8 protein-coding genes are annotated in these 7,040 nt (G+C 62.0%); all 8 read left to right on the forward strand.

Going from position 1 to position 7,040, the window contains the following annotated elements; genetic code table 11:
* Positions 1-73: 73 nt before the first annotated feature.
* Positions 74-1,042 (forward strand): Bug family tripartite tricarboxylate transporter substrate binding protein, encoded by a 969-nt coding sequence (locus tag AC1DOC_RS12640; protein WP_478081225.1) that lies wholly within the window; start codon positions 74-76, stop codon positions 1,040-1,042.
* Positions 1,043-1,131: 89 nt separating this feature from the next.
* Positions 1,132-2,190 (forward strand): dipeptidase, encoded by a 1,059-nt coding sequence (locus AC1DOC_RS12645; RefSeq protein WP_478081226.1) that lies wholly within the window; start codon positions 1,132-1,134, stop codon positions 2,188-2,190.
* Between the two features lie 25 nt (positions 2,191-2,215).
* On the forward strand, positions 2,216-2,782 hold the full coding sequence (locus tag AC1DOC_RS12650; protein WP_478081227.1) for a DUF2889 domain-containing protein: 567 nt from the start codon (positions 2,216-2,218) through the stop codon (positions 2,780-2,782).
* Positions 2,783-2,814: 32 nt separating this feature from the next.
* Positions 2,815-3,648 (forward strand): enoyl-CoA hydratase/isomerase family protein, encoded by an 834-nt coding sequence (locus tag AC1DOC_RS12655; protein WP_478081228.1) that lies wholly within the window; start codon positions 2,815-2,817, stop codon positions 3,646-3,648.
* A gap of 10 nt (positions 3,649-3,658) precedes the next feature.
* Complete coding sequence (locus tag AC1DOC_RS12660) at positions 3,659-4,633, forward strand: NAD(P)H-dependent flavin oxidoreductase (RefSeq protein ID WP_478081229.1); 975 nt, start codon at positions 3,659-3,661, stop codon at positions 4,631-4,633.
* A gap of 23 nt (positions 4,634-4,656) precedes the next feature.
* Positions 4,657-5,346, forward strand: coding sequence for a nitroreductase (locus AC1DOC_RS12665; RefSeq protein ID WP_478084636.1), 690 nt, complete (start codon positions 4,657-4,659; stop codon positions 5,344-5,346).
* The gene (locus AC1DOC_RS12670) at positions 5,343-6,347 is read left to right on the forward strand and encodes an aldo/keto reductase (protein ID WP_478081231.1); all 1,005 of its coding nucleotides are present in this window, start codon (positions 5,343-5,345) and stop codon (positions 6,345-6,347) included. The genes AC1DOC_RS12665 and AC1DOC_RS12670 overlap by 4 nt, the downstream gene beginning before the upstream one ends.
* A 147-nt stretch (positions 6,348-6,494) precedes the next feature.
* The coding region (locus AC1DOC_RS12675; protein WP_478129884.1) for a carboxylesterase family protein at positions 6,495-7,040 on the forward strand (546 nt) is incomplete at its 3' end.

The raw sequence follows: 7,040 nt of genomic DNA on the forward strand, positions 1-7,040 counted from the left end.
GTGGATATGTGGCTGGTGAAGGTCTCTTGGATTTTCTACATTGACTGTTCAAATTTTTATAAGTGGAGACAACATGATTTCTCGTCGTCAACTTGCCAAGTTTGGCCTGGCCGCGCTCGCATTGCCGCCCTTTGCCATGGCTGCGCCCTTCACGTCACAAACGATCAAGGTGATCGTTCCGAATTCGCCTGGCCCAGGCACTGACGTGTTGGGACGTTTTTTCGCGTCCTACATGGCGAAGCATTGGAACTCTCCAGTAGTAGTTGAAAACAAGGCAGGCTCGGGTGGCCAGATCGCGACTGACTTCGCCGCCAAGGCTCCGCCAGACGGCACCGTGATCCTGATAACGACGAGTGCGCATTTCACCTACCCTTACCTCTATACAAAATTGCCGTTTGATCCCGTGAGCGACTTGGTTCCGCTCGCCCAATTCGTTCAGGGCGCATTTGCAGTCGTGGTGGCGACAAATTCACCGTTCAAGACGATCCAGGAGCTCATCGGCGAAGCTAAGCGTCAGCCGGGAACGATCAGTTATGCATCGGCGGGTGTCGGCTCGCCCACCCACATGGCGGGTGCTCAATTCGGGCACATGGCGGGTATCAACATCGTTCACATTCCCTATAAAGACGCCTCTCAGGTGATGACTGATGTAATCGGCGGGCAACTTCAAATGGGACTCACCGGCACCTCGACGGCAATGTCGATGATCCAAGGTGGAAAGCTACGCGCCTTGGCCGTCACTGGTCCAAAACGCGTCCCGGCACTCGCCAATGTGCCGACGTTGGATGAGTCGGGCGTGCGCGGCTACGATGTGACCTCGCCCATATTCGCAGTCACGCGGGCTGGTACGCCAGCAGCCACAGTCTCGGAAATCTCGCGGATCATGCTTGAGGCAGCCAATACGCCTGAGTTCAAGGAAGTGGCCGACAGGCTGGGTTACGTGATGGATTTGCAAGACGCGGCCAAGATGCGCAGCAATATGCCGAGCGAATTTGCCAAATGGAAGCGGATGGTTGACATCTCTGGCGCGAAGCCGGGCTAAGTGCGACCGTCACTGTCTGAAGAGCTATGTGTTGCGGTCATTTCCATACGTTTGGCACCTCTTGCCGTCATTCGATCTGGAGCACGCCGATGGCGTCGGTTCAGGCGATCCTCAGCGGCGGTGTCGGGCCCAACGGTTCGACCGAAGCGGCCCAGGGCGCCGAGCTTGGCGCCAAAGCGCTGGATGTGCTGCACAAATCCATCTCGGTGGATGTCCATACGCACGGCGGACCGGAGGGCATCTACTCTCCGGCACCCCCCAACGGCATGCTTGCCGCCGGAATGCGGGCCGGCTCCCTCGCCGCGGTGTGCCTGTCGGAAATCCCGGATGAACCACTTCTTGGCAGGAATGCAGCCGGGGTCGCCTGCCTTACCCGCTTGCCGAGGCTAGGTGAGCTCTATAAGCACCATCTTGAACGCCTCGCCTGGGCCGACGAGATGGTGGCGCACCATGGTTTGCAGCGCGCGCTAACGGCAGCTGATCTTGAATCGGCCCACGCTGCAGGTCATCCGTCGGTGATCGGAGGCGTCGAGGGCCTGGACTTCATGGAAGGAAAGCTTGAGCGGTTGGAAGAAGCCCACCAGCGCGGCATCCGCTCCGCTCAGCTTGTTCACTTCACCCCGAACGATATCGGTGACTTCCAGATGGGCGTGGTGACGCACGAAGGGTTGACCGAATTTGGCGCCGAGGTGATCCGTGACTGCCATCGGTTGGGAATGATCGTCGATGTGGCGCACGCCACCGAACGAACGGCCAAGGCTGCGGCAAAAGTCTCCACCAGACCGCTGCTGCTGTCGCATACAGCACTTGCCGGCTCGAAGGCGATGGCATCCAGCCGATTGGCCGCCCGCTGCGTCAGCCCGGATCATGCGCGAGCGATTGCAGAAACCGGCGGTGCGGTCGGGATCTGGGCCATCTTTCCTGACCTCGACAAATACGTCGAAGGACTGAAGGAAATGGCCGACGTCATCGGCGTGGACCACATCTGTGTGGGGACCGATCAACAGGTCGCCCCTGGTGCGCTGCAAGACTATTCACAGTGGGTCAATCTGATCGCGGCGATGCTGCGCGGCGGGTTCACTTCCGAAGAGGCTGGGAAGATCTCAGGCGGCAATTACATGCGCATCTTCCATGCTGCGGTGGGATGAATCACTCACAAGGCCGGAGACTTTCATGAGCACAGATGCAGTGACCCGTGAAGAGTTGCACCACCGCGAAGTAGACATGCGCTTTTACCGTCGCAATGACGGCCTGTTCGAAGTCGAAGGCCGCTTGGTTGACACCAAGACACACCCGTTTCGGCGCTTGCTGGCTGAGGAGGACGCCCCTCCAGGGCGTCACCTGCACGACATCACAGTTCGGCTTGTGATTGACGCCGACCTCCAGGTTCACGCTGCGGATGCCAGGATGTCGGCGACGCCTTTCAACATCTGCCCGGGAGCAGCAGCCGCGCTGCAGGCGCTTGTGGGTCTCAGCATCGGGGCGGGCTGGAACAAGCGCGTACGCGAACTGCTTGGGGGCGTGGCGTCCTGCACGCACATTGTGGAACTCTTGGGCCCTATGGCCACTACCGTTCTGCAAGGCATCGCGCCGCTACGAGTCGTCTCGACTGGCGATCCTGAAATCGACGCGCAGCGCCGATTTCGTGTGGACAGCTGCTACGCGTTCGCGGCAGAACGCGAGGTCGTGGTTCGCCTGTTGCCACACCTGCAGCGCGAGAAGCCAGGGATGTCGACCTGACCAAGCCAACGACCAAACTCAGAGGTACGTGCATGACTTATGAAGCAATCGAGTTCAACATCGAAGACGGCATTGCCTTTCTTCACTTGAACCGTCCGGAGGCCAGGAACGCACTCGACGATGTCATGCGGGTGGAGATCGCTGACGTCATCCGGCGCTTGCGCAAGGGGATCGACCACAAGGAGCTCGATGTCAGGGCACTGGTGATCGGCGGGCGCGGGGGCGCCTTCTGCGGCGGCGGCGACGTCAAGGGCATGGCCACGAAAAAGACCACCCAGATGATCCATAGCCGCATGACGGACATTCAGGATTGGTTTCGCGACCTCCTCAAGCTCGAGATGCCTGTCATTGCGGCGGTTGACGGGCCTGCTTTCGGGGCCGGGTTCAGCATCGCGCTGGCGGCCGACTTCATCATCGCCACGCCCAAGTCAAGCTTTTGTGCAGCGTTCGGCCGGATGGGTCTTGTGCCGGACACGTCCATCCTCTTCATGCTGCCTCGCATCGTGGGCTTGCAGCGCGCCAAGGAGTTGATCTTCTCGGCGCGGGTGTTGGGTGCCGATGAGGCCAAGGCGATGGGGATCGTCTACGACCTGGTGCCCGAAGGCGAAGCCATCGAGGCGGCCACCGAACTCGCACGCAAGATGAAGCTGGCGTCCGTTGCCGCTGTGGGGCTCACCAAGCAGCTGCTCAATCAGACCTTCGAGTCGAGCCAATCGGCGATGGCGCAGGCCGAGGCACTCGCTCAGGCCGTCGCCATCGGCACCGATTACCACGCTGATGCTGTTCAGCGTTTCGTCGGGAAGTCTCCCCTGTTGTTCGCGGGTTTCAGCGAGCGGAACTGGCGCAAGCCGACGCAGCCGAAGTAGCCAACCGCCCATGCACTCTCTTACCTGGCAAAAAAAAGCCACATCAGCCATGTTCAACCGCTCAAGCCTTTCGGTTCCTGTCATCTGCGCACCCATGTTTCTCGTCACAGGGCCTAACCTGGTGCGAGAGGCTTGCCTCGCGGGACTGGTGGGTGTTTTGCCGCGCCACAACGCGAGAACCCTCGAGCAATTCGAAGAATGGCTGGAAGCGATCCAGACCGCGCGGAAGGAAGCGCTGGCCCATTCCACCAAGGTGGGCCCRCTCGTGGTCAACGTTTCCGCAAAGCTGCCCACGGCTGAGCTCGAGGAGACTTTGACGCTTGCAGGCCGCTACGGCGTGGAGACTGTCATCAGTGTGGGCGGCGGGCCGCGCGAGGTCGTGCGCGTCGCGCACTCGAAGAGCATGGGCGTGCTGCATGATGTCATCAGTGTGGAGTTCGCGAAGAAGGCGATCGAGCAGGGCGTGGACGGCCTGATCGCCATTGGTCTGGGCGGAGGCGGCCATTCCGGGCTTCTGTCCCATCTGACCTTGATCGAAAAAATCCGCACGATCTTCAAGGGGCCCCTGGTCATGGCGGGGGGCGTCTCGACGGGTGCCGGCGTGCGGGCCGCAGAGGTTCTGGGTGCCGACTATGCGTACATGGGAACGCGCTTCATCGCCACGAAGGAAGCCGATGCGCCTGCCGATTACAAGCGGATGCTCGTCGAATCGACATCGGAAGACCTGGTCTACACGCCCAATGTCACTGGCGTGTCGGCGAACTGGTTGAAGCCGTCGCTGCAGCGGTGCGGAATCGATATCGAGACGCTCGCGATGCCCGGCGCCGGTCGCTTCGACCATCTGCCGACCGACATCCGGCCATGGCGGGACATCTGGAGCGGCGGGCAAGGCATCGATCTCATCGAGGACATCCCCGACGTGGCCACACTGGTCGCGCGGCTCGTTCGCGAATATCGGGCTGCGTGCGGGCGCCGGGAGGAGTGACGATCAACCGAGGACTGAAGGGCATGATGCAATTTGACGACGTCATCCTCGGCCGCCGCAGTATCCGAGGCTACAAACCTGATCCGGTCCCCAGAGCATTGATCGTGGAGATCATTGCACTGGCCATGCGGGCCCCATCGTCCAACAACACCCAGCCGTGGAATTTCTATGTCGTCACCGGCGAGCCGCTAGCCCGCATCCGCGCCGGCAATACGGAGAGGATGCTGGCCGGTGTGCCGCAATCCCGGGAGTTTCGAACAGGACCGGCTTTCGAAGGTCCCCACCGCGAGCGGAAGGTCGGGGTCGCAAAGCAGCTGTTCTCGGCGATGGGCATCGCGCGAGACGACAAGGAAAGGCGCCACGATTGGGTCATGCGCGGCTTCCGCCAGTTTGACGCGCCGGTCTGCGTCATCGTCACCTACGACCGCGTGCGCGACGGCAGCGACGATACCTTCTTCGACTGCGGGGCGGTCGCCACTGCGCTCGTCAACGCCGCCTGGTCGCGGGGCTTGGGTTGCGTGATCAACAGCCAGGGCATCATGCAATCGCCGGTGGTGCGCGAGCATGCCGGCATTGCCGACGACCAGGTGATCATGAAGAGCATTGCGCTCGGTTGGCCTGACGATACCTTCCCCGCCAACGCGGTGATCTCCGAGCGCAGGAGCGTGGCCGAGGCCAGCGTCTTTGTTGGTTTTGACGATTACAACCCATGAGCAGTCGCGATCTGATCCGTCTTGGCAACACCGGGCTGCGAGTCTCGCGCCTGTGCCTTGGCACAATGACCTTTGGATCCAATGCCGACGAAACAGAGTCGATGTCGATCCTCGATGCCGCCACTGATGCGGGCGTTAATTTCATCGACACGGCGAATCGATACCCGAGTGACGCGTCCGACGAGCGCAAAGGGTACACAGAGCAAATTATCGGCAAATGGCTGAAGGGCCGCCGCGAACGCTTCATCGTCACGACAAAGGCCGGCGGCCCGATGGGCCCACTGCCATGGGACGCCGGCACGTCGCGCAAACATCTCCTGAGCGCCGTCGACGCGTCGCTTGCCCGGCTCGGTACCGATTACGTGGACCTGTTCCAGTTGCACCGAGACGATCCCTCCACGCCGCTCGACGAGACGCTCGAGGCGCTCGAAACCATCGTGCGCAGCGGCCGCGCCCGATACGTCGGCGTATCCAATTGGGGCGCGTGGCGGATCGCTCGCGCACTTGGGCGCTCCGAAACTCTCCGGCTGGTGAAGCCCGTGACGGTTCAGCCTCGCTACAACTTGCTGTTTCGGCAGTTCGAGCGAGACCTGTTCCCCATGTGCGAGGCGGAGAACCTCGCGACGCTCTGCTACAACCCGCTGGCCGGTGGCTTCCTCACGGGCAAGTATCACGGCGAGGCAGAGCCCGACGCCGGAACGCGCTTTGGCGCCGGAAACACCGCAGCCGCATACAGACAGCGGTACTGGCACGAGAGAGAGTTCCAAGCAGCGAGCCGCATCATGGATCTGGCTCAGCTTGCCGGCCTGGCGCCTGAACGGCTCGCAGTGGCATGGGTACTGGCACAACCTGGCGTCACTTGCACGGTGATCGGGGCGAGCCGTGCATCCCAGTTGCGGGAAGTGCTGCAGGCCGGAGAAACGAAACTGAACGCGCCTGTATTGCAGGAGCTGGACGCGATCACGCGCGAGTTCCGGCTCGGCGACGCACCGCCAGTCTGAGTCACGGCACCTTCGCGCCAGGTCAAGATCTTGAACTCGCGCTTCGCCTGTGCGCCTGCACCACTGGTCGAGGCTGCGCAACAACCCCGGCGAGGAAGACCACGCCTCCTCGCCCGACAGCACACTCTCAACGAAAGGATCGAACACATGACCGACACTGACACCGCTGGCCAAGCGATACGTTCTTGGCTGGGCATCCCCTACGCCACCGCAGATCGCTTTCGCCAGCCCACTTTGCTGCCTTTCAATCCGGCCCTGCCCTACGATCAGAAGGGGCCGGCCCCGCTGCAGGCCGGCGACACCAGCTGGCTGGAGGCCGACAACGGATTCAGCGAGGACTGCCTGAACCTSAACGTCTSGGCACCCGAAGACGCSGGSGASGAACCGCTYCCCGTGATCGTCTAYATCTTCGGCGGCGGCTTCGAACTYGGCGCGAACACCCAGACCACCTCGAATGCCTCGGGTCTCGCCGCGACCGGCCGTGCCATCGGGGTATCCCTGAACTATCGGCTCGGTCCGTTCGGGTGGCTCTCGCTCTCCCAGTACGGGGGCGTGTTCGCGGACGCCACCAACCTCGGCCTGCAAGACATCATCGCCGCGCTCAGATGGGTGCAGGAGAACATTGCCCGCTTCGGTGGCGATCCTCAGAACGTCACCGTCACCGGCCACAGCGCCGGCGCGTACTCCACGATC

It is taken from the genome of Variovorax sp. 01T439_2, assembly GCF_056398445.1.